This window comes from Pseudomonas sp. VMV1 (genome assembly GCF_056790235.1).
The window spans coordinates 1-24,058 of record NZ_JBXGSE010000015.1 but is presented as its reverse complement, the minus strand read 5'-3'; the positions used below and the strand labels follow the sequence as shown (position 1 = coordinate 24,058).

Below are 24,058 nucleotides of genomic sequence, written 5' to 3'. Positions count from 1 at the left end.
TAGGATCCAGAAGAGGCCATTGAGCATTTGCCTATCATCACGGCGTGGGCGCCCCATCCTCTGGGGAGGAGAAACGATGTCTTCGATCAACGCCCACTGCTGATTTGAAAGCTCGTAACGCCCAGTCATGCCTGTCTCCATTGCCATCACAGGAACAGGCTAGCAAACACGACTTTTCAGACAAGCCCTAGATAGCCTTCGAGCAGGGCTTCCGCCCTACGCACTTCCCCGGCAATGATCGGATGCATGATGCACCTCCTGATTCGATAGACCTATGGTATCGCAGGTCCCAAAAACGCAAGGGTCGCTTAGCCGCCGTTCGCGCCGCTGATGCGCCCTTCCCTCCGTGCTCCGGGCCGCCGCTATGGCGAGCCAGGCTCTGCGCCAAGCGCGGCTGCTTGATTACGTGCGAGCGGGTTCGCCTCAAAATGGCCGATAGCTACCCGCGCCGCCTCAGCAAAGCTCGTGATGGATTGCGCCACCCAAAGAAGGTGTGGCTCGACCTCGTCATCCAGATAATCGACGGACACCGCGTAAGCGGCGCCCCAGGCTGTAGAGTCCTGGATCTGGATGCGTGTCGGTTGCCCGCAGTGCTGAAGCACGTACTCAGGGTCGCTGGCATCGGTTCCGGTTCGCTTTTTGAAGCTGTAGCTGGTCATGTGATCGTCCGCTGGTTGGGGTAACTGTGTGCCTCAGCAGAACGTATCCGACGTGGTGGAAATGCAACCCCGGCCGCGGCGCTAGTCCCCCATGCGAGCGCCTAGCTCGCCCAGGGCCTCATAGGCGACGCCGCCGAGGCGATAGGTCGAGGGCGTAAGGAGCGCAGGTCGGTCAATGTCCTGCGGCCGCTGGCCACCGGTAGGCAGGTGGAGGCTGCGCTCTGCCCACACCTCCGCCCGCGCCTTCTTGTCGCCGCGCTGGCCGCCGCCCGGCACGATCGAAGTCGCGCAGCGCAGAGATCTTCGGCTCGGCCTCGCCGGCGAGCACGAACACCGGCAGATTGGCCTTGATAATGGCGTCCCACTTCTCGCCGTGCTCATCGAACCAGAGAGTGCAGCGTGCAGCGTGGGTGCGGGGCGACGACCTTGTGTTGATCAGTACCTGGTCGTCCGCCAGGTTCGCGATCGTGCGCAGGCCTTGGTACTGGGGCGTCTGCTCGATCGGTATGCCCTGCTGCTGCGCCCTACTCTCGGCCTCCGCCAGCAGCTGCTCGCGCACGGTGGCCACCGGTAGCCGCTGATTGCTGATCGCATGGCCAGCCCAGGTGAACAAGATCCGCCGCTGCGCACCGTCAAAGGGGTGAATGGTGCGCTGCAGTTACTCGATGGTGACGCCGGCGCCCAGGGCGATCTGAAGCGCCTCGATCTCGTCGGTGACTGCCTGGTTGGTCGCGTTGATGGCCAGCACCTGCAGCAGCGCGCACACCTGCCAACGGAGTTAGCCTGGCATGCGCATGACCATGCCGGCGGCGCGGCCAACGAGCGCCGTAGTCCGCTTGGCGCAGTCGAACACCACTGCTTCACCTACTTTGCTCGCCGGTCGCCTTGCCAATGCGGTCTCTGGGCAGCCAGGGCCTCAGGTGGGTACGCTTTGCTCGGAGGGCACTAGGGATTTAGGCGGCTGCCCCGAAGCGTTTGGATCTTCGATCGAAGCGCCTCTGCAGCGGCGCCGGTTGTCGTCGGGAGTGCCTGGAAGCAGCGAAAGGACGCCAGTGTGTTGACGAATCAAGAGATCAAGTTGGCCGCGCTGCTCGTAGTGATCGTGAGCGTTGCGAGGGCGCAGTTGCGAAAGCGGTGGCCTGAACAGGTGCGACGATGGGAGCACCTGGTCGATCTGTCGATCTTGGTGACGGTGATCTTTCTGATGATGGCAGCCCTAGCTAATCTAGGCAGGGAGCCGGGCCGACCGATGCCCGCGGGGCCGACCAGGATTGCCTCCGTGGCGCTGACGGATATCTCCGTCAGCGCCACAGCTGAGCGCAGGCGCTAGGCCGGTGACTCGTAGGTGATGCCGCCCAGGCGATACGTTGAAGGCGTCCTGAGTGGCACCCGATCACCCTCCTCCACATCTATCCGTTGGCCTCCGGTGGGCAGGTAGAGGTTGCGCTCCGCCCAGACCTCAGCCCGCGCCTTCACGTCGCCGCGCTGCCGGCCGCGTGCCGCACGATCAAAGTCGCGCAGCGCGGAGATCTTCGGCTCCGCCTCGCCGGCGAGCACGAACACTGGCAGGTTGGCCTTGATGATGGCGTCCCACTTCTCGCCGCGCTCCCCGAACCAGAGCGTGCAGCGCGGGTGCGGCGCCACGACCTTGTGCTTGATCAGCACCTGGTCGTCCGCCAGGTTCGCGATCGTGCGCAGATCCTGGTATTCGGGCGTTTGCTCGAGCGGTATCCCTTGCTGCTGCGCCCTACTCTCGGCTTCCGTCTGCAGCTGCTCGCGCACGGTGGCCACCGGTATCCGCTGATTGCTGGTGGTGTGGCCAGCCCAGGTGAACGAGATCCGTCGCGGTGCGCCGTCGAAGGCGTGAATCGTGCGCTGCAGCTGCTTGGTGGTGACGCCAGCGCCCAGGGCACGCCGAAGCAACCGCGGCCGCATCTCGGGGGTGTAGCCCAGGGCGAGCCGGAGCGCCTCGATCTCATCGGTGACCACCTGCTTGCTCGCATTGATGGCCAGGACCTGCGGCAGCACGCTCGCCTGCAGGCGAAAGTAGCCCGGCAGGCGCATGACGGTGCCGGCGGCTTGGCCAACGTCGCGCTGATGGCTGGCCAAGGCAGCGGTGGCCAGTACGATCGCTGCCTGGCCGTCGACCTCCTGGACCTCGAGGACGTCAGGCGTCTTCTGCTCGTTCAGCAGCGGCACCTGCCATACGCGGCCGTCGACCACCAATCCTGGCCAGGTCGAATTGAAGCTGGCCAGCTGCTCGACGAGCACCTGGTGTGCACGCTGGATTCCTTCGTACATGGCGGTGCCCTCCCCACGGGCGACGTTCCAAGCGATTAAATTATACCACCCCTGTACAACGCAAGCCCCTGTCCACCCTCTCCCCCTTCTACCCCAGCCCGCTCTGCCCCCTTTCCTTCCTTCTCTTCCTTCTCTTTTTTCCTTCCCTTTCCCTTCGATCGCGCGCGGGGCGCGGGCAGATAGTGAATAGAGCCCGGGCGGGGGGGGGGGGCAGGGAGTTAAACTGAGGGACATGTGTAGGGGTGGTATATTTTTCTGTCCAAACTATTCCTTCAGAGCAGCATGCGCAGAGGCAGGACCTGCACTCGCTGCTCGTGCACGATTATGTCGCGGCGGCGCTCGGCGAAACTGACATCCTGGTAATCCGTGCGTGCGTGCGGAGGCTAGCGCGGTACGGCCAACCCGCGCATGCGCGGGTTGGCCATGCGAAGCCGTCTGGTGACATGAGCCAGGTGCTCGGGGCTAGGGCGATCAGAGCTGCGCAAGGTGTTGGCTTGATTCTCGTTCGGGATGGACGTTTCCGACTGCCCGTACGGCCTTCAACTGGGAGGTATCGGCCCTGTGAAGGATCTGTACCGAGTTGAGTGGCATCCCGAGCTCGCCTTCTCCACGCTGAACGTTCCATAGCCACAGATGTTACGAAAATGCGTCGTTTAGCCCTGACCGCAATAGCGTTGGCCGCTCTGTTGAGCCCCTCAACGCTAACGCCCGCCACTCGCACCTCACACCCTCATACCTTCCCATCAAGCCACAAGTGCTTCCAGTGGCTGCAGCAGTCGGCAGCCATGCCAAACCAGCAGACCGGTGACGAACTCCTGCGGTCTTCGAAGCCCTTCGCCGGCAAAGCGAAAGGCGGGGGCTTGGCCTGCGTCAGCGGCCTTTGATAGATAATGGGGGCGGTCCGCGCCGCTTAGGTTTACAGGGCGGCCCTCAGCTGAACGATCGGCCGTAGGCAGACCGATAGCAGTGGGCTATTCCGCTGCTGGCGGCTCCGGCGTCACTATCCCACTACCTGGGGCAGCCTCCACCTGCTGCGTCGCATGCGCAATGTACGTCCGGATGTACTGCAGCACCTCTCGAGCACCTTCCTCAGTCTCGATCATGTCTACGGGGCGGGCGTTTCCTAGCCGTGGGAAAGGCTGCTCCATCCATTTGAAAACTGCCGCGATCGACCCGCGGATAGGCTCTGCCAGATCCAGGATCTCCTGCAGCAACGCCGGTTGTGCATACCAGGATAATGGCTTGATGGCTGCACGCCGGCCGGGGATGACCCGAGGCAGTTGGCAAGCGGCCAACTCGTCACGAGTGATGTGGGCGCGCGTCCAGTGAGCGTGCTCCCCGAGATCCCGATTGACCCGCCGTGTTCCAGGACCAGTTGGCACCACGAGCCCGACCGTCACCGGCGTATGTGCTCGGATCATCTGGAGCGCCGGCGCTATGTCGGTGTCGTTTGTCACTATTACCACCTGATCCACCTGCCGGGTAATCGCGTCGTGATAGGCCTGCAGGGCCAAATTCACATCGCTCTGCTTCTCTTCAACCTTCCAGGCCAGGATTTCCTGGCACTCCTTCGGAGGCCGGCGAGGCTCCTCCGCGTCGACGATCTTGACCTTCATCTCCTGGACAGCGTAGTAGCCTTTGATCAAGGCAACGCGACCCGGGTACTGCATCGCCAGCGCCTTGTGGTACTGACTTTGCGAGGCCACCGAGTCAGGCGCCCGGGCGACATTCTCTCGAATAGGCGCAGTGAAGTACTTGATCGAAGGATCCGGCAGCAAAACCGATAGGCGGGGATTGCCATTGACGTCCTTGGTCAGGACAGAGGGTAGGATCTGCTGCTCGAACAGTTGGACCAGGTCCAGCCATTTGTAGGGTGTGCCCTTCAAGCAGCCGTAATAGAAATTAAAGCCGTCGATGTAAACGCGCGTGCGCAGAGGGGGGAGAGCCAGCGGTCCCTGCATATCCAAACTCCAGAAACGAAAAAACCGGCTTTCGCCGGCTTTCTCTCCCCTCAACCAGATGGTCATGCCACGCAAGCCAAGGGGTTAGTTGTTGCGACCTATAGTACGCAACACCTGACACATTGCAAGCATTTTCCGCAAAAGCTTACCGAATAGCGTTGCAGAAAGGTTTTGCCATTCCGATGCGGTATCGGAACGGCGCATGGTGAGAATACCAGCGTTCACGGCAGTTGGCCTGTACCGAAATGTCCCCCGGCAGCCACCTGCACCTCGTCATCACTGAAGAGCGCCCGGGTATTTTCGAAGCTACTGTATCGGCACCTGCTCACAGGTTAAGACGTACCGTTACTCACCACTCGCGGCGATCCGTAGTCGGCCAGCATTACCCCGCAACTGGGTACCGGTGACCACAGGGAGGCCGGTGCTTCCGTGCAAAAGGCTGACACACCTGCCAGCGCTCAGCAGGTCGGAGCCGTTCCGCCAATTCCATTCAGCCGGCGAAAAAGCACATCCAGACAATGGCCACACCTGCGCCGCCGGCGGCAACGCGGCTCATTACCCGGGCGGACGCAGTATCAGTCGCTCGCGCCTCGAGCGCACATAGGCCAAGCAGCTCAGCAACGACGAAGCCATACCAGCCTGGATGCACCTCAACAACCGGTGCAGGATCGAGGCCACGCGTGAGCCAACCGAACGTGCAGATGAACAGGACCAACAGCAGCAGGCCGAGCCACGGCCAGTTACGGACGACGTAGCTCTCTTGCTTCATGGGTATGGGTTTCAATAGACCGCTCCATAGTGCAGACCCCAGGCATGTCTACCCGAGACGGGGCGACGTCGCTCGCTTTGACGACCATTATCGCTGCCACTAGCGGTCGGATATGAGCAGTTCATGCCTGGAGAGGGAGGAAACCTCGCGTGGAACGTGCCGAGCCAGCTCTCGTCAATGAAGGCCGGTTCGGCTCAGCCCCATAGCCACAGGAAAGCGCCGACGACTGCCGATTCAGCTGTCATGGCCAGGGCGAAGCTATGACGCTGGATCAGGATAGCCAGCGCCCAGCGAAGCGGACGATTCGCCGCCTCGCGTAAATCGCGGTTGAGGTGCTTTTCCGCAGCAGATGCTTCGCGCAGCTCGAACTCGTAGTTTACTCGCTTCCTTGAGATACCAGCAGGCGCCCCGCCGTACCGCGCAACATCGCCAGGCATGTCGGTACGTCCAGATGAACTTGCTTGGCCAGCACACGGATGCCCAGGGCACCCAGATGGAAGACCTTATCTGCGGTGATCGGCACATTGATCGATACGCGTTGCTGGAGCAGGCGAAGGTAGAGCACACCGCGCTCAGGCTGGTTGGCCAAGGTCAGCCCTTTGTCGCCGGCGGCGCCATGATTGCGCGCTTCGAACGTCGGCGTAATCCCAAGAACGCAGCACATGAAGGCGGGCATTTCGCGAGGCGTAATCTGGAGCGTCAGCTTCTCCGACCAGTCGAAGTTTTCGCTGGATCCCTTACGCCCGGCACCGTCCACCGCGAGCACGCTTTCCTGCGCCTGATTCAGTACCACCTCGAACTTCAGCGCGGCAGATCCGCCGTAAACGTGAAAGCCCTCGAACTGCTTGGCCACCGTCATTCCCCTGCAGCAGGGCTAGCTGCCCGAGGTGCCTTACCGGTGCCCCTGGGAGCAGGTTTCGAAGCCGCTTTGGCGAGCTGGCGCTCCAACGCCGCGATTCGGCCACTGCTGTCTTTCTGCACGCGCTCCAAGTAGCGCTCTGCGGCTTCCCGGCCGGCGTCGGCCCGGGCAAGCTTGTCACCCAGGGCGCGATTCTCCACTCGCAGCTCTGTGAGGATCTCAAGATCCTGGGCGCGCGTACGCTCCATTTCCTGGATCTGTCCCGCGGCGTTGTCAGCCTCGGAGCGGGCTATGGCAAGTCGATTGCGCATATCGCGGAGCTCAGCCTGGGTATCGGCAAGACGCTCCTCGGCTGCGGAGGCGGAACGCTGATGCTCCGCGCTCGCCGCTTCTGCGGAAGCCTTCTGGGCGAGCGCCAGGCTCAGCTCGGCCTGGCTCTCGGCGAGCTGGTCCCGAGCCAGTTGCGCCTGCCCTTCTGCCTCGGCAAGCCGCTCGGCGAGACTGGCGTTCTCCTCAGCCATAGCACTAAGCTGGCTGTCCTTCAGCTGAAGCTCGTTTGCCAATCCGTCCATCTGCTGCTGATTGCGCTCCTGATCAGCCTCAAGGCCTTCGAGCACGCCGCTGGCATCGTCTTGCTCAGCCTCCAGGCGGGCGATCTCCTGCCGCGCCTGCTCGAGCTCCAGCACAACCTCTTTGCGCGCCGCTGCCGCTACCAGGTCGAGGGCGCCGGCCAGGGCGTCCTGCATCGCCTTGGTCTGCTTGGCAACAGCGGTGTCGATGATCGCCGTGGCCTCTTCTGGCAGTGGCTTGGTGGGAATGGCGCCACCCGGTACCCCAGTGTGATGGCGCTGCCAGACGCTAAGGAGCGTTTCGGGCCGTCCCCCGCCGAGGGTGGTCCTTAGCGCCCAACCATTGACCTTGCGCCCACCTGCCAGCAGCTGCTCGCCGGCAGCGATGACCTCTGCGTCTGTAAATTTGCGTTCCGCCATGGCCGCCTCCGGGTCAAAGAAAACAGCATGGTAGCGCCAACTATCAAAAACAAACAATAACGTTCGTCCTGTTTAGTTTGGTTAGTTAGTTTCTAACGTTAGTTTAAGACCGAGCGTGTGCTTACCAGCCCCGGGCATCAACAGCCGTTGGCAGACGCGACGATCGACACTGGGCGTAGGCCTCATCTGCGAAAGCAGCCTCCACAGTTATGTGGGGCTCATTGTGGGCTCTAACCAAAAGGAGGAAGCCTCATCCTTGAAGTGATGCGGGTTCGACGGAATTGGTACGGGGATAAGGGATCCCCGTACCGAATAGTGAAGTCTGTGAGAGTTTGAGTAGTTGCATACGCAAGTTTGGGTGGTAGCCTTCGGCGGTCGATGAGGAGGATTGCAGTGGGCCAGTTGCTACCGAAGCAAGTTAAGGAGCTATCCGAACCAGGCGTCTACCAGGACGGCCGCGGCCTCATCCTGCGGGTGGCCAAGACCGGGGCCAAACGCTGGATCTTCAGGTTCTCCTTCCAAGGCCAGCGCTACGACGTTGGGCTGGGTGGCTATCCTGCGGTTTCGTTGAAGCAGGCCCGGCTTGAAGCCGACAGGCGCCGGCTGAAGATCGCTGAAGGAGTTCCGGAGCTACCGGGTCGACGATTGCCTGCCGCTCTATCGCCGGCCGCCGGGCCAGATCTCTTCGAGACGCTGGCCAGGCAATACATTGCCACCCACGGTGTATCGTGGAGTCACGACCATCACCGTCAGTGGGTCAGCTCAATGGAGCGCTATGCGTTTCCGGTGCTCGGCCGTCGTCCCGTCGGCGAGATCGATACCGACCTGGTGCTGCAGGTGCTCCGCCCGATCTGGGACACGATTGAGGTGTCAGCCGCGCGCGTCCGTAACCGCATCGAGTCGGTGCTTGATGCCGCCCAAGCGCTGGGGTATCGCGAGGGCGCTAATCCCGCTCGCTGGCGCGGGCACCTCGACAAGCTGCTACCTCGCCACGATCGCAACGTGGTGCATCATCCCGCGGCGCCGGCGGAAAGCTGCCCAGCCGTGCTGCACCGCCTGGATTCACTGGACGGGCCCGCCGCCCGTGCGGCAGAGCTACTGATCCTGACATCGCTGCGCAATGCAGAGGTTCGCGAGGCGCGGTGGACGGAATTCGACGTTGCGGCGAGACGATGGACGATCCCGGCCGAGCGCATGAAACGGGACAAGGAGCATATTGTGCCCCTGACGGACCGAATGCTCGAGGTGCTCGGGCAACAAAGGGGTCAGCACGATACCTGGGTGTTCCCCAACGCCCGCGGTAAGAAACCACTGCCGGGCAACGCGATAGGCCGGGCGCTACGGAAGATCAAACTTGAGGGAGCGGTCCCGCACGGCTTCCGCTCGACGTTTCGTACCTGGGCAGCAGAGACTACCTCACACCCGAGGGAAATCTGCGAGAAGGCGCTGGCCCACAGGATTGGCTCCAAGACCGAGGCCGCGTACAACCGAGGTCCACTCCTCGAAAAGCGCCGCGCGTTGATGAGTGACTGGGAAACATTCCTCGCGATGCCGGACCTGTCAGGCTCACAGGCCGTTACGCCAGGACGTCTCCAGGACGCCTAAGCTTGTGTGGGCAGGTAAAGCGCTTCCGCATCGAGGAGGCCAGGACGCCTGCAGGACGCCTTCGAATGGATGCCGGATTTAGCGAGGCGTCCTGCAGGACGCCTCCTTGAGGTGTCGCCCCGGCAATGACCGAACTCCGGCAAAGGGACCTGGAAACAAAAAGCCGGCGAGGTTGCCGGCTTATGGAAGGTCGTGGCTGCTGCCACAGCGCACTTTACGCCAGGCGTCTTTCAGCCACGCCTCTATTGCTACGTGTCAGCGCCCTCACAAGCGCACTGCCTGTCGAATAGCGCTTAGCCATCGCTTGCCTTGCCGGCTCGCCATAGGCGTTGAGCCGGCGTGTAGCCAGAAACTCGACGTTTGATAAGCCCAGTTCCTTGACCACTTCATCGTCCGCCAATCCCCAACCTGCCAGGTCCTGGCACGGTGATGATGCTGCAGCGAAAGCCCGCCTGCACCATCTGTTGGGTCAGAGTTGCGTTGTCCATGTCTGCGGATCTCAAAGGGTGTTATCGGATTCCCAGGTTCAATAGCTGGGATTCATGACGCGAAGCAGAAGCTGAAGGGTGTCGATGCGCTCACTGGCGGACTCACGTACAAGGCCGTCCCGAGCACTAAATTTCACACGGCCTAACGCGGCAATCAGGTTGCGCTGGCTGAAGGAACTCTCTATGAGCCAGCCGGCATCTTTCTCAGAGAGTCCCCAGAAGATTCGGCTCTCCAGCTCCGAGGTCCGCAGATCCTCGCGGATCTCGCTCAGTACATTAGTCACGAGACTGACGCTGTAGCTGTTAAGCATGGAGCGGGGGGCGCTTCCGCCGTCAGCATATACCAGGCTGATTTTGAAGACCGACGCGGGCAAGCAGGCCAGGCGCTCAATGTCGCCTGTAGCTGCGGAGAGCAGCCACTTTCCGTCCTCAGTGCTGATATCGAAGAAGCGATAGAACGCACCGTCCTTCGACTCAATCCACTCTTGTGCCGTCTCCAGCAAGCAACCCACTGGCGTCGCGGTTGTCATCCTTGTTCCCCTTCCTGCTTGAGCAACACTAGGCGTCTCCACACTCGGAGGACGTCCTCTCCATAGGCCCGGGCGACACTCACCAGCTCGGGATTCGGGGTGTGATAGCGCCCAATCAGCAGCGCCATATCACCTCCTTGTTTTTGAAAACCGCAGAAGACTTTCGTGGCGGTCCGAACGTTGGTGCGTAGATCGAGCAGATCAGCCGGGTCGCTGACTTCGCCGCCGTTCCAGCGGAGGCTGATCTGCATCGCTCCTACAGCAATTGCCCGAGTTCTAGGCAACGCTTCTCGGAGCAGTTTTTCTGCTTCTTCCCGAGTGCGCGGGTGAAATCCCTTTCCGTCGATGTTGAGGGCATAGGGATTGGGGGTAACCATTCGGCCTGCGTATTTTTTCGACTCGACCAACGCAATCGCGTAAAGAAGCTCAGGTGACGGCCGACATCCCTGGGTCAGAGGTCTATCCCAGACGGTGCCAGTAAGGTCGAAGGCAGCGCAAGGGACCGGGATTGCGCTGGCAGCACAAAGCAGTACTGCCGCTAGCCTCCTGAAATTTGCACCAACCTTCGCCACAATGACCGCCCACTAATGTGCACCTCTAATTTGTGCATATTTTGTGCTCTGGTTCTCACTGTTTCAAGCTAGCTGCCTATCAATCGCCCATGAAGGGGGCTAACTGGCCTCATTTTCGGGATGAGTGACATGTAAGCTTAAGGAACTCCTAATTTTTCGTGATTTGCTCCACACGATAGGCATTGCTTGACGTCATTCCATTGACGTTCAGTTAGGAACGAACTGCCGTTTACGCAAAAGATGTCGTAAATTCGACACCTTTTCTAGAGCATTTACCCGTTCAGCTTTTATTCAGGGAACGATGTAAATAAAATCTGTGTAAATAGCCGATAATTGGACTGCTGATCAGCGCTTCACCATGCCACGAGGACAGCCGTAGCTGCCCCGTACCAGGAAGGGACCACCATGCACTACACACCCGAAGCCACTTCGCACGACGCGTTCGTCACACGGGTTAAGGACCTCATGGATGCTCGAGGTCTGTCCGTTCAAAAGCTGGCCCTTGCTTTGAACGAAAACGAAGGGACAACGAAGAACATGCTCTATCGGGGCACAAGCTGTAACAGGGAGCGCCTTGTAGCGCTCGCAGGCGCGTTGGGCAGCACTGTCGAATACCTTGCTACCGGTGTGGGCGAGCCTGACCAGACCTCGGAGTCAGTCACCCTCATAGTCAGATCGCTGCGCGAGCTGGCTTATGAAAAAGGGTTGCTGGAAGCAAGGCCTGACGTCGCCTCCGAAGGGACGTTCCTTCGCACGTTTCCGCTGCCGCTCCAGCTACTGCAGCGATACGGCATCAGCCCTGGCAACGCCAGGGCTGCCAGAGTCGACACCGACGCTATGGAGCCGTACATCAAGCCGGACGAGATTGTCGTTGTCGATATCGCAGACACGACTCTGACCGAAGGTAATTTCATCCTGACTCATCATGGGTCGGTCATTGTGCGCAGCGTCAGCCCAGTGAGTGATCTGATGAGCTTCAACGTCGCCAACGTGCGTTATTCCGGTATGGCGTTTTCGCCTGAGGAACTCGCCAGCGGCGAGGCGCGGGTGCCCAAAGTGGTAGGCCGGGTGAGGTTCAAGATTTCCACGACGTCCCTTTGAGCACGGGCCGATCCATATACGCTTTCGGATCGCCTGGGTTGTGAAGGAAATGCGAGAGCCTGAATGCGTTGCCATGTCGTATTCGCTCAAGCTCCCGCATCAATTCCTCAGCTACCTGCCCCCTAACCAGTCAGATCGACGTTGAAGCCGGGGCGCCTCCGGGGCCTTGTCGACAAACCTGGCGTCTCCTCACCGCGCTGCTGAGGATCTGGTGACTGGTTAGCCTCTACCGCTGCCACTACTCCTGCGATGGGAATCTTGGCCACCTCTTGAGACGGCCCGGTTGGCTCCAACACCTTCTCAATGGTTTGACCACCTGGAGGCGCTGCGGCCTGGAGAGCGACGGCATCAAGCTTAGGCGCTGTCAGCCCTGGAAAAGACTTGGTACCGCCCTCTGCCGACATACCGCGCTCGGCCATGAGTCCCAGGCTGCCCAACTCTTGAGATGGCGCTGGCGGCTCCGACAGTCTCTCAACGGGTTGCTCACCTGGCGCCGCTCCGACCTGGAGAGCGACGGCATCAAGCTTAGGCGCTGTCAGCCCTGTGGAAGACCTGGTAGCGCCCTCTGCAGACATACCGCGCTCGGCCATGAGTCCCAGGCTGCCCAACTCTTGAGATGGCACTGGCGGCTCCGACAGTTTCTCAACGGGTTGCTCACCTGGCGCCGCTCCGGCCTGCAAAGGGACGGGATCAAGCTTGGGCGTTGTCAGCCCTGGGGAAGACCCGGTACCGCCGTCTGCGGATATAACGCGCTCGGCCATGAGTCCCAGACTGCCCAACTCCAGCAGACGCTTCACCCGCTGCCGCCCCGGGAGCCTCAGCAGCTCGGCTTGAAGCGTTGGAGCGGTGCCGTCTCGAAATTTGACGTTCAGCCTCAGCGTAAGATCGTCCGACGCTTCACTCATCTTCTGGCTCCCTTATCAGTGATTGAGCCAATACCCGAAGGCGTTAGAGATAACCGGCTCAGCCGCAGCAAGAATTTTGGACAGGGGAAAAATCTCCTTCGCCGCGGCGCTATAACAGTTACCGCCGCCGCCGCCGATCAAAACGAAGTCAATCGCTTCTCCATCGAGGAAGCGCATCTGCTGCTTCATGTTCGATAGCGCCTTAGGCACAACAGTCATGACAGCCTGATCAACGAAAGGCTGCAGGTCCACCCTACTGCCATAGAGCTGGATGTAGGGTTTACTGCGCTGCAACGCGATCTCAATCTTGTCACGGCCAGGGCCAGGCCCGCCGAACTCACGACCGATCAGGACGTTGATAGCGTCAAGCAGAGCGCTCATCGCCTCCATGGACGAATCACTGGAATCGCGAACGATATCCCCGCGCCGGAAGACCACCCAATCGACCGAGAAGAACCCCGGATCCAGTACCAGGATCACGCCTTCATCAAGGTCGTCCGGGCTTTCGTAGGTGCTGTAGATGTAATTGAGCGTTCCAACTGGCTGCGGCAGCACAGTGACCTTATGGACTGTGATCTCACGCTGCGGCGCTACCTGATGAACGCCACTCAGCTGCTTGATCAGGCGCTCGACGAGCTGAGGATTGCGCATCTGGCTGACTGGTAGACCGGTGATGAGGTGATCGATTCCGCTTCGACCGTCCCGGCACGCCTCACTGATCGACGCGTTGAACAGCGCCCGGTAGCTCTTCGAGGAGGGGTAGTCCGCGTGCAACTCACGTGTCACCCCAGCCCGGCCGGCGCTCAGGAACGCTGCCCAAGGTTCGCCATCAAGCGTGACATAGTGCTCCCCCTCCTTGAGTACCGCATTGCCATTGAGGCTGCCCAGCGGCGCCGCCTGGGCGGGAGAGATGAATTGGCGTGGCGAGGCCTCGTCGGCGTAGCCTTCGACCCGCTTGACGTTGGAGTAGCCGATATCGAGGCCAACCACATACGGGTGGGTGTTCTGGGACTTCTTACTCATGCGTGCACTCGCTTGAAAGGGTTCGCTACGCGTTACGCTCCGCAATGGTCAGCCAGGCGTCCTACAGGACGCCTGGTACAGGCGCAGCCAGGCAACGGCACCGCCGCTTATCCCTGAGGCGTCCTGTAGGACGCCTACCGGTCAAATCGGGACAACCCCCCCTTAGCCATCCTTTTCATAGGCGTCCTATAGGACGCCTATGAAGTACGTCGACCATTGCGGTGGGCAACGAGGCGTCCTTCAGGACGCCTCGTTCAAGAATGCCCGTCGCCATATTCCTTCTTTCTCCAATTCGCGCCCTTGAAGGGCTCGAATTCACCAAAACCATGTGGCTTGGCAATGCTTGAATGGAGTCACCAGCTAATCGCAAGGCATCCGTATGGGTTGTTGCCCAAAACCTGGTCTATTAACGAGGATTTAAACAATAATTATTGACAATACAAACGGATGTCTTGTTTTTCCTGAAGCATCGAGAAACGCCCTTTTCAAACCATAATTAATGACAATACAAACGGATAAATTGTTTCCGTAAAAACCGCGACCTAAATACTATTTGGGCGTTGGAAAAGCCCAGCCTGAACGGGCCAAAAAACAGTAATCCTTGGCCATCTATCAATATTGTCAATATTAATTACAACCTTGACTCAACCCTTAAAAGTGCCTCCCTGGGTACTCTGCAGAGATAGCTTTACCGTTAAAAATTGCATAATTATTGACAACCTAAACGGATGTATTGATGCACCTAATTGTATTGACAACACATACGGATGTATCTGCATCCGAAATTATGAGCACCATAGCAACGTTTTTCCCATAGTTAATGACAATACAAACGGATGTATGGGTGTTCTAGAAAAGCAGCCGCAGCTCAACGGATTTGCATAATTAATGACAATACAAACGGATGAATTGAATTCGCAATAAACCGATACCTGACGCCGATCAGGCGCTAAGGCAGCGAAATCAGCACTACGCCGACGGTGCCGCCCGAGGGCGACGCTCCAATTTTTCCAATAATTATTGACAATATAAACGGATGTATTGGCTTTTCTCCCCCGACACCCCGGTTAGAGGTGAAAAATGCATAGTTATTGACAACCTATACGGAAATGTTGGTTTTCTCGAAAAAAGTGGATTTCCAGTCCTGTTTTCTCCCTCGTTCGCTAATGACAACCCGAACGTCCTCCTTGTAAATAGATAGGATATGACAATGCCCCCTGCAATCGACCCTCAAGCCAGCAACGGCCGTATCTCGCATCTTTACGGGCTGGCATTGACTACTTTGGACGAAGCCCACGAAGTCCTGCGCGAAGAAGCAGTGTGGCTAAGAGATGAATACTTCGAAGATGCCAAGGCAAGAGCCAATGGAAAGATCATCTATCGCCTGATCGATGTCCGGGGAAATGGCAAGGGATCCGTGTCCATTGCCTGGTGCAAGGTCTACTTCTTCAACGGGGAAGGAGGAAAGAAGAAGCACGCACGGAGTCCGATTGCGAAGGGTCTGGGCCATACGTACGCCGCCAGCACAGTTACCTTCGGAATGGAGACGTGGTTCGTCGAGCTGTTCCAGCTGTATGAGCCCAAGCTGGCCATGATCCGGGAGCAGCTTATAAACGTTGGCAAGGTGCGAAAGCAGCTGCTGCTGCAGCAGCGCAAGGTGAACGCCAATCCCCCGGTGGCCTAGTTGCGTTTTCAGAACTAGCGGTACGGTGATCCTTTTCCAGATAGCAAGGACCCGTTATGAAACGCCCGCCAGAAATGGATCACCCCGTCATCGTCGATCGTGTCGACCTAGACATGTGGGCTGACCTCTACTTTCAAGCCTACTGCGGCCGCCCGAACGCGGTGCCGCTATCGGACTTCCTGACTCAGCCCTATGCCTATCTGCACGAGGCTGGCCTCCTACAGGTGGATCAGCAAGAGCCTGAGTATCCGGTCTTGCTGCCCGTCCGGACGGGTACCGCACGGCAGATCCAGGATGAGTGGGCAGTCGAACAAGAGACGAAGCTAGCGCGTGTCTCGGCGAGGCGACATCTCACGCTCATACACGGCTCGATTCGCTGACACCATGCATACCAGGCGGGCAACTGGAAAGGGGCCGGCAGCTTGCTGCCGGTAGCGGGCCCTCCAGTGCTGCCCCTGTCCAAGGTTTCAACCGTACCTGACGCCACTATCGCTGACCGGTATCGGGCGCGGATTGCGTGCCAGGCCGCGGTCGGCGATGCGATCCTTTTTCTCTCAGATTTGAGGGAACACAGATGGCGGTAAGGTCCGTAGCGCGAACGTTGGTGGGTACCGGCCTGGTAGCAACGGCATTTGCCATCGTCTGCGAAGGTGCTCGATGGCTTCATGCAGCCAGAAACGGACTGCTGCCAGCAGAGCTTCCCGCGCCGTTCGATTCGGACCCTGTAATCGCGCTTCTCACGGCGGCCACTTCCATAGCGACGCTGCTGCCTGGGTGCATACTCATTGCACGCCACACCGGCTAGGTGAAATCAGGTGCTGATGTGCATCCGCCTGGATGAACGAAAGAATCTTTCGCTTCGTCTTCTCTGCCGTCTGTCGCTGTCAAACTTGCTGGATCGTTGCTCCCTGATTACTGTCTATTTATACAGTAATCACAAAGGAGGCTATCCCATGTCCATTTCTCCCCGTATCCCTCGATCCTGTCACCGCTGTCCCGATCGCTCTGTTGAGTACCAGAAGATCATGGCATCAGGGATTGAGCAGGTGGGCCGCTATGGACATGCTTGGTGATGAGCAGGACAGTTTCGAACAGCAGCAGTCACTCTTCCGCCCCACGGAGCTGATGTACTGCCGCAACCTTGTTGATCTGCTGACTGAAGAATTGGACCAGGTGCGTCAGTGCTTAGGGCAAGCCCAGCGGGCCAATCGCATACTGGTCGCTGAGCGGGATGTCCTGACGGCGGAGGTGCAGCGCCACCGACTGCGCTACGTCCAATTCGTCCAGGAAGAGAACCAACGCCACGTACCCCGCGGTGACCGACTCATCCCGGACGACCGCGACGATCCCCTCTCGCGTGCCCAGCGTCATATCCTGCGGCTGGAGTCGATGAACTCCGTTTTGCACGCGGACCTCTTTAAAGTGCGCGCACAGCTGCAGGTCCTGCTCACCGAGCGCGGCAGCACGCCGTCGGCACAGGTGGTGCCGACGGGGGTGCAGCATGGATAACGCCGCCACGAACGTCGTTGCGCTCGACTCCCTGCTCGATAGTCGCCGTGTATGGCGCGGGCAAAGTCCGCACGTCGACGACGCCAGCACTCAGCCAACCGGACACTCGGCGCTCGATGCCCAGCTACCCCTTGGCGGTTGGCCTGATGCAGCGCTTACCGAAATCCTGAGCTCCCGACCGGGCCTGGGTGAGCTGACGCTCGTGTGGCCGACGCTTGCGCGCCTCACCGCCGCCGGCGAACGCGTGGTGATGATCGCCCCTCCCTACCTGCTCTACCCGCATGCGTGGCTGCAGGCCGGCGTCGATCTTGGCCGGCTGAGCGTCATCCAGGTGCAGGGCAAGGACGTGCTGTGGGCGGCAGAGCAGTGCCTGCGCTCCGGTAGCTGTGGTGCGGTGCTCTGCTGGCCAAGCCGTGCGGACGATCGCGCGCTGCGCCGGCTACAGGTCGCTGCAGAGACCGGACAGACCCTGGCATTCGCGTTCCGCCACCAGCGGGAAGCCGTCAATGCCTCTCCTGCAGCACTGCGCCTGGTGCTCGAGGGTTCGCCTCAGCAGCTGCGGGTACTCAAGTGCCGCGGCGGCAATCCACCGGCGAATGCGCTGGCGCATCGGGTCTGGCATTGAGGGACGACTGCCATGAAATGGGCCTGCATCTTTTTCCCGCAGTTCGCGCTGGACGGTGTGCTGCGCAACTGTGCTGATCCGGACGAACCCCTGGTACTGCTCCACGGGCCTATACAGCGTCGGATCATCAAGGCGGCGAACCCGGCGGCGTTGGCGCTTGGGCTCCGACCCGAGATGACCTACACCGCGGCTCAAGCGATCTGCCCGCAGTTTGCGACGGTGGAGTACGACGAGGCGGCGCTACGGCGTCAGCACGAGCTGCTTGCCGCCTGGGCCTATGGGTTCAGCTCGCAGGTGAGCCTGCACTTCGCCGACGCCCTGGTGCTCGAGGTGCAGTCGAGTCTGCCGCTCTTTGGGCCTTGGCCGAGATTTGAAGCTCGCTTGCGCCAGGAGCTCACGGCGCTGGGCTTTGGCCACCGGATCACCATTGCACCCAACCCGGTGGCCGCACGGGTATTAGCCAACGCCGGCGATAGCCTTGCCGTGCGCGACGATGCCGGCCTGGCCAGCGCCATGCGGACGCTGCCGGTGGCGCTGCTTGGCTTCGAGCCTGAGATCGTCTTGGCCCTGAGCCGCATGGGGCTCCGTCAGCTTGATCAAGTACTGGCGCTGCCCCGGGCGCAGCTCGCCCGGCGCTTCCCCCTGAGTCTGCTCAATCACCTCGATCAGATGCTGGGCAGCAAGGTCCTACCCCTAGAGTTTTTCCTGCCCCCGACCACCTTCAGGCTGCGGATCGAACTCAACTTCGAGGTCGAGTCGACCCAGGCCCTGCTATTCCCGCTGCGCCGGCTGACATCGGACCTGGCCACCTACCTCGCCGGCCGGGACATGGGCGCCCAGCGCTTCACCCTGCGCCTGGAGCATCGGCAGGCGCCAACCACGGAGGTGGTGGTTGGTTTGCTCGCACCGGAGCGCGACCCGGCACTGCTGTTCGAATTTGCCCGCGGCCGCCTGGAGCCCACCCAGGTAGTTGAGCCGGTGCTCGCCATCGGCCTGGTTGCCGACGAGCTGCCCTCCTTTGTCCCTCAGCACCGCGGCCTCTTCGATGAGCGCCCCCAACAGACCGTGAGTTGGGAACAACTGCGCGAGCGGCTGCGCTCCCGCCTGGGCGACGACGCGGTCTATGCGGTGGGCGCCCAGGGCGATCACCGCCCGGAACGGGCCTGGCGGCGCGACACGCCTTCGCTCGCGCTCCAGGCGCTGGGACCGAATCGGCGGCCAGGGTGGCTGCTACCGGCGCCGGAGCCCCTGGATGTCGATCAGTTACGGGTCCTGAGCGGGCCTGAGCGTATCGAGAGTGGGTGGTGGGACGGAGAGGATGCCCGGCGGGATTACTACGTCCTCGAGCTCGCCGACGGTCGCACTGCCTGGGCCTTCCAGTCGCCGGCGGAAGGGCCGGGCTGGTGGGTGCAGGGGTGGTTCGCGTGACACCCGGCTATGCCGAGCTCCACTGCCTGTCGAACTTCAGCTTCCAGCGCGGGGCCTCAAGCGTCGATCAGCTGTTCGAACGCGCCAAAGCCATGGGCTACGACGCGCTGGCCATTACCGACGAGTGCACCCTCGCCGGCATCGTGCGCGCCTGGCAGGCGTCTGAGAAGCACGACGTCCGTTTGATCGTCGGTGCGGAGTTTCAGGTCGCCCAGGGCCCCAAGCTCGTGCTGCTGGTGGAAGACCTGCAGGGGTACCAGCAGCTGTGCCGGCTGATCACCCTCGCCCGCCGGCGTGCGGATAAGGGCAGCTACCGACTGCTGCGCGAGGATCTCGACCAGGTCGCCGGCCTCCTCGCGCTCTGGGTACCTGATCGGGAAGCGGAGGCAGAGTCTGCGCGCTGGCTCCTGGACGTGTTTCCCGGCCGTCTATGGATCGCTACTGGACTGCATTTCGATCAGGACGACCAGGTGCGGCTGCAGCAGCTGAAGCGACTGGGTGAGGCGTTGAAACTCCCCCTGGTAGCGGCCGGCGACGTGCACATGCACTGCCGCGGGCGCCGGGCCCTGCAGGACACCATCACCGCGATCCGCCATCACGTTCCGGTAGCCGAAGCCGGCCAGCTGCTCTTCCCAAATGGGGAACGTCATCTGCGCACCCGTGAGGCCTTGGCGAGGTGCTATCCGTCCGAGCTGCTGGAGGAGACCCTCCGCATTGCCGAGCGCTGCACCTTCAGCCTGGCCGAGTTGCGCTACCAGTATCCCAGCGAGGTGGTGCCGGAGGGTCACACGGCTACCAGCTGGCTGCGGGTGCTGACCGAAGAGGGCTGCACCTGGCGCTGGCCCGAAGGCCTGTCGGACCGACTGCGCGCCCAGATCGAAAAGGAGCTGCAGCTGATCGCCGACAAGGCCTATGAAAGTTATTTCCTCACCGTGCACGACATCGTCCGCTTCGCACGGCAGCAGGGAATCCTCTGCCAGGGGCGCGGCTCGGCGGCCAATTCGGCGGTCTGTTTCGCACTGGGCATTACCGAGTTAGATCCGACCCGGATCAACCTGCTGTTCGAACGCTTCATCAGCCACGAGCGGGACGAGCCGCCGGACATCGACGTCGACTTCGAGCATGACCGCCGGGAAGAGGTCATCCAGTACATCTTCCGTCGTTACGGCCGGCAGCGTGCTGCGCTCACCGCGGTGGTATCCACCTATCACGCTGCAGGCGCTGTGCGGGACGTGGCCAAGGCCCTGGGCCTGCCTCCGGATCAAATTACCGCGCTGGCGGACTGCTGCGGTCGCTGGACGGACAACCTGCCGCCGCCGGAGCGCCTTCGCGAATCTGGCTTCGATCCTGATAGCCCCCTGCTCCACCGGATCCTGGTGCTTACCGGCGAGCTGATTGGCTTTCCCCGGCACCTTTCCCAGCACCCAGGCGGTTTTGTCATTGCAGATCAGACGCTGGATACCCTGGTGCCGGTCGAGAACGCCGCCATGGAGGGTAGGACGGTCATACAGTGGGACAAGGATGACCTCGATGCGATGGGCCTGCTTAAGGTCGACATCCTCGCCCTGGGCATGCTCAGCGCCCTGCGCCGGTGCTTCGACCTGGTCAAAGGCTACCGGGGCGAGGAGCTGACGCTGGCGACGGTGCCGCAGGAGGACAAGCCCACCTACGCGATGATCAGCCGGGCCGATACCCTGGGTGTGTTCCAGATCGAATCGCGCGCGCAGATGGCCATGCTGCCGCGGCTGAAGCCGCAGACTTTCTACGACCTGGTGATCGAGGTGGCCATCGTCCGGCCGGGCCCCATCCAAGGAGGTATGGTTCACCCGTATCTGCGCCGGCGGACGGGCCAGGAAGAGATCAGCTACCCGCCGGCGCTAGAGCGCGTCTTCGGCCGGACCCTGGGTGTGCCCCTGTTCCAGGAACAGGTGATGGAGCTCGCCATTCTTGCCGCCGACTACACCCCGGGCGAAGCCGATCAACTACGCCGCAGCATGGCGGCGTGGAAGCGGCATGGCGGGTTGGAGCCGCACCGGGAGCGGCTGACCTCGCGCATGCTCGCAAACGGCTACACGGCCGAGTACGCCGCGGACATCTTCCGCCAGATCGAGGGGTTCGGGAGCTACGGCTTTCCCGAATCCCATGCGGCCAGCTTCGCCCTACTGACCTACGCCAGCTGCTGGCTCAAATGCCATGAGCCGGCCGCCTTTGCTGCTGCGCTGATCAACTCTTACCCCATGGGCTTCTACAGCCCCGACCAGATCCTGCAGGACGCCCGACGCCATCGTCTGCAGACCCTGACCGTCGACGTGACCTGCAGCGACTGGGATTGCAGCCTCGAGCCTGTTGCCGATAGCCCGCAGCCGGCCATCCGGATGGGGCTACGTATGGTGCGAGGCCTCGCTGAGAAAGCCGGGCGGGCGGTTGAGCAAGCGCGCCGGCAGCGGTCATTCCGCGATGTCACCGACCTGTGCCTGCGCGCAGGCCTCGATGCCAAAGCCCGGGAGTGCCTGGCGGATGCGGGAGCCTTGAAGGGGCTGGTTGGGCATCGTTTCCAGGCCCGCTGGGCGATGGCTGCGATCGAGCCGCAGCTGCCGCTCTTTGCCGAGGGCGCGGTCGTTGAGGAAGAAATCCAGGAGCTGGTCGCCCCGACTGTGGGTGAGGACCTCTGCTCGGACTATGCCTCGTTGGGTACCACCCTGGGGCCGCACCCGCTCACGCTACTGCGGCCGGAGCTGTCGGCCCGGCGGCTGATGAGCTCGCTGGAGCTGAAGGAGCGGCGCCACGGTCAGCCGGCGCGGATCGCTGGCCTGGTGGTCGGCCGGCAGCGGCCGGGTACCGCCAGCGGCGTGACCTTCGTGACGCTCGAGGACGAGTTTGGGATGGTGAACGTGGTGGTGTGGCGGACGCTGGCAGAGCGCCAGCGGCCGGAGCTGGTAATGTCTCAGTTGATGCGGGTGGATGGCACGGTAGAGACTCGAGAAGGCGTGCTCCACGTGGTCGCAGGTAGGTTGCAGGATATAAGCGGACTGTTGCAGGGATTGGATACATGTAGTCGTGATTTCCACTGAATGCGTCAGAGAAGCGATTGTATACCGCTACCTGCCCGGGACACCCATTTCTCACAAGCGCGGGCAGAGCCTCTTGGTGATAATTGATATGAGCTGATTTGCAGGGTCTATGAAGGGCAATACTTAGAACGGCGGTGGGTAAAATGCGTGTGCGGCGCCGAATTTCGTTTAAGCTAACTCCAGCGTAATCCTGTTGGTTGAATGAGCATCGGATTTCCCAGATCAGCCAGTAAAAATCAGTCGGAATTAGATAGGGAGTTAAGGTATGCCCCATTGCTTTGTGATGCAGCCATTCGATGGCGGTGCCTATGACAGCAGGTTTGAATATGTTTTTGAGCCTGCAATTGCCGCGGTAGGGCTTGAAGCTTACCGTGTAGATAGAGATCCAAGCGTTAGTATACCTATTCAAGAGATTGAAAACGGAATCAAAGATGCCCGGGTTTGCCTTGCTGAGATCACCGAAGACAATCCCAACGTCTGGTTTGAACTGGGGTACGCCATAGCCATAGGCAGAGAAGTGATACTAATCTGCTCTGATCAGAGAAAAACTAAGTTTCCCTTCGATGTGCAACACCGAGCGATCATTCGTTACAGTACCGGCTCGATACGTGACTTCGAGGCCCTAAGGATAAATATTGTCAATCGCTTAACTGCGATTCTTCAGAAACCTCAAGCGCTCGCAGAAACTACATCCACCGCGTTGATCAAAAACATAGAGGGGCTTAGTCCTGCGGAGATCCTGGCACTTGCAGCAGTTGGCGAAAATCTGCCAGATGGCGGCGAGTTCGCACCGTCCTACACGATACATAATGACATCAAGAGCGCTGGTTATACGCAGTTAGCAGCGAAGCTAGCATTGCAGCGACTGGAACAACTTGGTTTCATAGGCGGCAAATACTACTTAACTCAATATTCAGAAGACGAGACCTCTGGATATACGCTAACGGACAAAGGCTGGGAATGGATAATGAGTAATAGCGAGCGATTCGTTCTGAAGAAAACGAATGGGAGCCGACCGACTGACTACGATAACGATTTACCCTTCTAATATATCTCAATTCTCGCTATTCATGCCGCCGATGCCAATGGCATGAATACACCCCTAGATGCCTTCAACGCCGAACGTCCGCCCTGTGCTACAGACCAAAGCGCGAGCAGCATCCCTAAAAATACTAATCTGTCAGTATAGGTTCAGTCCTAGTGCTTGACATCGTAACTGCTCGGACTGACTCCTACGCTATAGCCCAACTTCAAGTCAATCATTTACCAAATATTTATTTTATCTGAAAATAAAATTTTTCAAAAAAATGCATCTTTTATGGTTTCCCGCGATAGCTTGCCAAAATCTCTGCTCTGCCTTTACCACCTGCTCGGGGAGTCTTATTTTATTGTAATCCATCCTTAACAAAATATTTCTATCAAAAGTATTTATCTTATAAATAGAATCATCAACTACAATCCAGGCAGCTTTAGGCCCTGTAAATAGAGACCAGCCGACTCGCATCTCTCCGCCCTCTAAATAATATGTTTTTACTACTTTGGACGCCTGCAGTCCAAATCCGTTAAAATCCGACTGCAGCTCCCGATGCGCCATATCTTTACCATGTTGATAAGCCGTGATGATCGGAAAAGCCGGGGAAATGCATATTAGCGAGCCAAGTCCGTAGGCGATCAGTATGTTATTGCTATTAGATCTAGCAGGATAGCATTTTTTAATAAAAACCACATTAAAAAGGTAACAAAAACTATAAATATGCTAACCACAAACCATCCTGAACCGGATAGAAAATTCCACCAATCCAGGATATAAATATAGCCATAGAATAAATATGAACTTAACGGAAGTTCCGCTTCTACGATGTTTATTTTATAATAATTTAAGTATCCAGCGATACTTAAATATCCAGCACCAGTGATCAATCCATTTACGATCACTCCGATTAAGGCGAAAGGACCTGTGAGCTTTATTCCAGGATTAC

General features: G+C 59.8%; 21 protein-coding genes. 9 read left to right on the top strand and 12 right to left on the bottom strand.

Annotation, left to right across the window (positions count from 1 at the left end; genetic code table 11):
• The 8 genes from ACUCV0_RS23360 to ACUCV0_RS23325 form a co-directional block, all read right to left on the bottom strand.
• The coding region (locus ACUCV0_RS23360; protein ID WP_482213870.1) for a transposase at positions 1-129 on the bottom strand (129 nt) is incomplete at its 3' end.
• A 233-nt stretch (positions 130-362) separates the two neighbouring features.
• Positions 363-659 carry a hypothetical protein gene (locus ACUCV0_RS23355; RefSeq protein WP_482213868.1) on the bottom strand — a complete coding sequence of 99 codons (297 nt, stop codon included), beginning with the start codon at positions 657-659 and terminating at the stop codon, positions 363-365.
• Positions 660-831: 172 nt separating this feature from the next.
• The gene (locus tag ACUCV0_RS23350; protein ID WP_482213867.1) at positions 832-1,218 is read right to left on the bottom strand and encodes a hypothetical protein; all 387 of its coding nucleotides are present in this window, start codon (positions 1,216-1,218) and stop codon (positions 832-834) included.
• 767 nt (positions 1,219-1,985) lie between these two features.
• A complete protein-coding gene (locus ACUCV0_RS23345) occupies positions 1,986-2,960 on the bottom strand; it encodes a DNA replication terminus site-binding protein (RefSeq protein ID WP_482213866.1) in 975 nt (324 codons plus the stop codon).
• A 971-nt stretch (positions 2,961-3,931) separates the two neighbouring features.
• Positions 3,932-4,987, bottom strand: coding sequence for an antitoxin Xre/MbcA/ParS toxin-binding domain-containing protein (locus ACUCV0_RS23340; RefSeq protein WP_482213865.1), 1,056 nt, complete (start codon positions 4,985-4,987; stop codon positions 3,932-3,934).
• Between the two features lie 424 nt (positions 4,988-5,411).
• Positions 5,412-5,690: a hypothetical protein gene (locus tag ACUCV0_RS23335; RefSeq protein WP_482213864.1), complete on the bottom strand. Its 279-nt coding sequence runs from the start codon at positions 5,688-5,690 to the stop codon at positions 5,412-5,414.
• A gap of 376 nt (positions 5,691-6,066) precedes the next feature.
• Positions 6,067-6,549, bottom strand: coding sequence for a hypothetical protein (locus ACUCV0_RS23330; protein WP_482213863.1), 483 nt, complete (start codon positions 6,547-6,549; stop codon positions 6,067-6,069).
• Positions 6,546-7,538 (bottom strand): hypothetical protein, encoded by a 993-nt coding sequence (locus ACUCV0_RS23325; protein ID WP_482213862.1) that lies wholly within the window; start codon positions 7,536-7,538, stop codon positions 6,546-6,548. Before ACUCV0_RS23325 ends, ACUCV0_RS23330 begins: the two co-directional genes overlap by 4 nt.
• A 393-nt stretch (positions 7,539-7,931) precedes the next feature.
• Between ACUCV0_RS23325 and ACUCV0_RS23320 the strand changes: the two genes are divergently transcribed.
• Positions 7,932-9,143, top strand: a complete 1,212-nt coding sequence (locus ACUCV0_RS23320) for a tyrosine-type recombinase/integrase (RefSeq protein ID WP_482213861.1) — start codon at positions 7,932-7,934, stop codon at positions 9,141-9,143.
• 526 nt (positions 9,144-9,669) lie between these two features.
• On the opposite strand, the gene ACUCV0_RS23315 is transcribed toward ACUCV0_RS23320, so the two are convergent.
• Positions 9,670-10,161 (bottom strand): hypothetical protein, encoded by a 492-nt coding sequence (locus ACUCV0_RS23315; protein WP_482213860.1) that lies wholly within the window; start codon positions 10,159-10,161, stop codon positions 9,670-9,672.
• The gene (locus tag ACUCV0_RS23310) at positions 10,158-10,538 is read right to left on the bottom strand and encodes a lysozyme family protein (protein WP_482213859.1); all 381 of its coding nucleotides are present in this window, start codon (positions 10,536-10,538) and stop codon (positions 10,158-10,160) included. The genes ACUCV0_RS23315 and ACUCV0_RS23310 overlap by 4 nt, the downstream gene beginning before the upstream one ends.
• A 600-nt stretch (positions 10,539-11,138) precedes the next feature.
• Here ACUCV0_RS23310 and ACUCV0_RS23305 point away from each other — a divergent pair.
• A complete protein-coding gene (locus ACUCV0_RS23305; RefSeq protein WP_482213858.1) occupies positions 11,139-11,834 on the top strand; it encodes a hypothetical protein in 696 nt (231 codons plus the stop codon).
• Between the two features lie 920 nt (positions 11,835-12,754).
• On the opposite strand, the gene ACUCV0_RS23300 is transcribed toward ACUCV0_RS23305, so the two are convergent.
• Positions 12,755-13,762: a ParM/StbA family protein gene (locus tag ACUCV0_RS23300; protein WP_482213857.1), complete on the bottom strand. Its 1,008-nt coding sequence runs from the start codon at positions 13,760-13,762 to the stop codon at positions 12,755-12,757.
• A 1,210-nt stretch (positions 13,763-14,972) separates the two neighbouring features.
• On the opposite strand from ACUCV0_RS23300, the gene mobI reads away from it, so the two are divergent.
• The 7 genes from mobI (at position 14,973) to ACUCV0_RS23265 (ending at position 23,127) form a co-directional block, all read left to right on the top strand.
• Positions 14,973-15,446: a conjugative transfer protein MobI(A/C) gene (mobI, locus tag ACUCV0_RS23295; RefSeq protein WP_482213856.1), complete on the top strand. Its 474-nt coding sequence runs from the start codon at positions 14,973-14,975 to the stop codon at positions 15,444-15,446.
• A 56-nt stretch (positions 15,447-15,502) separates the two neighbouring features.
• Positions 15,503-15,826, top strand: coding sequence for a hypothetical protein (locus tag ACUCV0_RS23290; RefSeq protein WP_256664606.1), 324 nt, complete (start codon positions 15,503-15,505; stop codon positions 15,824-15,826).
• Between the two features lie 676 nt (positions 15,827-16,502).
• Positions 16,503-16,955 carry a hypothetical protein gene (locus ACUCV0_RS23285; protein ID WP_482213855.1) on the top strand — a complete coding sequence of 151 codons (453 nt, stop codon included), beginning with the start codon at positions 16,503-16,505 and terminating at the stop codon, positions 16,953-16,955.
• Positions 16,948-17,580, top strand: coding sequence for a translesion DNA synthesis-associated protein ImuA (gene imuA, locus ACUCV0_RS23280; protein ID WP_158890901.1), 633 nt, complete (start codon positions 16,948-16,950; stop codon positions 17,578-17,580). Before ACUCV0_RS23285 ends, imuA begins: the two co-directional genes overlap by 8 nt.
• 12 nt (positions 17,581-17,592) lie before the next feature.
• Positions 17,593-19,008, top strand: a complete 1,416-nt coding sequence (locus tag ACUCV0_RS23275) for a Y-family DNA polymerase (protein ID WP_482213854.1) — start codon at positions 17,593-17,595, stop codon at positions 19,006-19,008.
• Positions 19,005-22,079, top strand: coding sequence for an error-prone DNA polymerase (locus tag ACUCV0_RS23270; RefSeq protein WP_482213869.1), 3,075 nt, complete (start codon positions 19,005-19,007; stop codon positions 22,077-22,079). Before ACUCV0_RS23275 ends, ACUCV0_RS23270 begins: the two co-directional genes overlap by 4 nt.
• Before the next feature lie 265 nt (positions 22,080-22,344).
• Positions 22,345-23,127, top strand: a complete 783-nt coding sequence (locus tag ACUCV0_RS23265; protein ID WP_482213853.1) for a hypothetical protein — start codon at positions 22,345-22,347, stop codon at positions 23,125-23,127.
• Positions 23,128-23,750: 623 nt separating this feature from the next.
• On the opposite strand, the gene ACUCV0_RS23260 is transcribed toward ACUCV0_RS23265, so the two are convergent.
• Positions 23,751-24,058 (bottom strand): hypothetical protein (locus ACUCV0_RS23260; RefSeq protein ID WP_482213852.1); only part of this gene is annotated, 308 nt, incomplete at its 5' end.

Bases quoted from the DNA above. Each gene is read 5' to 3' on its own strand.
- ACUCV0_RS23290 (WP_256664606.1), top strand. From the start codon at position 15,503: ATGAAACGCCCGCCAGAAATGGATCACCCCGTCATCGTCGATCGTGTC.
- ACUCV0_RS23275 (WP_482213854.1), top strand. From the start codon at position 17,593: ATGAAATGGGCCTGCATCTTTTTCCCGCAGTTCGCGCTGGACGGTGTG.
- ACUCV0_RS23265 (WP_482213853.1), top strand. From the start codon at position 22,345: ATGCCCCATTGCTTTGTGATGCAGCCATTCGATGGCGGTGCCTATGAC.
- ACUCV0_RS23285 (WP_482213855.1), top strand. From the start codon at position 16,503: ATGGACATGCTTGGTGATGAGCAGGACAGTTTCGAACAGCAGCAGTCA.
- ACUCV0_RS23315 (WP_482213860.1), bottom strand. From the start codon at position 10,161: ATGACAACCGCGACGCCAGTGGGTTGCTTGCTGGAGACGGCACAAGAG.
- ACUCV0_RS23355 (WP_482213868.1), bottom strand. From the start codon at position 659: ATGACCAGCTACAGCTTCAAAAAGCGAACCGGAACCGATGCCAGCGAC.
- ACUCV0_RS23345 (WP_482213866.1), bottom strand. From the start codon at position 2,960: ATGTACGAAGGAATCCAGCGTGCACACCAGGTGCTCGTCGAGCAGCTG.
- ACUCV0_RS23340 (WP_482213865.1), bottom strand. From the start codon at position 4,987: ATGACCATCTGGTTGAGGGGAGAGAAAGCCGGCGAAAGCCGGTTTTTT.
- ACUCV0_RS23325 (WP_482213862.1), bottom strand. From the start codon at position 7,538: ATGGCGGAACGCAAATTTACAGACGCAGAGGTCATCGCTGCCGGCGAG.
- ACUCV0_RS23335 (WP_482213864.1), bottom strand. From the start codon at position 5,690: ATGAAGCAAGAGAGCTACGTCGTCCGTAACTGGCCGTGGCTCGGCCTG.
- ACUCV0_RS23305 (WP_482213858.1), top strand. From the start codon at position 11,139: ATGCACTACACACCCGAAGCCACTTCGCACGACGCGTTCGTCACACGG.
- ACUCV0_RS23300 (WP_482213857.1), bottom strand. From the start codon at position 13,762: ATGAGTAAGAAGTCCCAGAACACCCACCCGTATGTGGTTGGCCTCGAT.
- mobI (WP_482213856.1), top strand. From the start codon at position 14,973: ATGCCCCCTGCAATCGACCCTCAAGCCAGCAACGGCCGTATCTCGCAT.
- imuA (WP_158890901.1), top strand. From the start codon at position 16,948: ATGGATAACGCCGCCACGAACGTCGTTGCGCTCGACTCCCTGCTCGAT.
- ACUCV0_RS23330 (WP_482213863.1), bottom strand. From the start codon at position 6,549: ATGACGGTGGCCAAGCAGTTCGAGGGCTTTCACGTTTACGGCGGATCT.
- ACUCV0_RS23310 (WP_482213859.1), bottom strand. From the start codon at position 10,538: ATGGTTACCCCCAATCCCTATGCCCTCAACATCGACGGAAAGGGATTT.